This is a genomic window from Mycobacterium simiae (genome assembly GCF_008370645.1).
Classification (GTDB): domain Bacteria; phylum Actinomycetota; class Actinomycetes; order Mycobacteriales; family Mycobacteriaceae; genus Mycobacterium; species Mycobacterium simiae_A.
Genome location: NZ_VTZN01000557.1, coordinates 1 through 404 on the forward strand (window position 1 = coordinate 1; position 404 = coordinate 404).

At 64.9% G+C, this 404-nt stretch carries 1 protein-coding gene; it reads left to right on the forward strand.

Annotated features, from left to right (window positions below; translation table 11 throughout):
• On the forward strand, positions 1-404 hold a 404-nt coding region (locus F0Q45_RS26885; RefSeq protein ID WP_188113211.1), incomplete at both ends, for a transposase.

Below are 404 nucleotides of genomic sequence, written 5' to 3' on the forward strand. Positions count from 1 at the left end.
CTGCGCGATCAGCAACGACTGTTCGGGCAAGTGGCGTCGCGGGTGACGATGTGGCGTTCGCTGGGCGAGATCGACCAGCAGGCCATTGCCGGGATCACGCTGACGCGCAACAAGGTCCGTCAACGAGTTTGGCAGCTGATCGAGGACCGTCACGGGCGGATCCCGCCGTCGCGCAGCTGCTATGGGGACCTCGGGGAGGTGATCGCGATCCGTATCGACGCGACCCTGACCAGCTGCCACAGCGACAAAGAATGCGCGGCAGGCAATTTCAAGGGCGGCTACGGGCACCATCCGCTCACCTCGTGGTGCGACAACACCGGCGAGTCGCTGGCGATCATTCCGCGCAAGGGTAACGCCGGCTCCAACACCGCCGCCGATCACATCGCGATCATCGACGCGTCGAT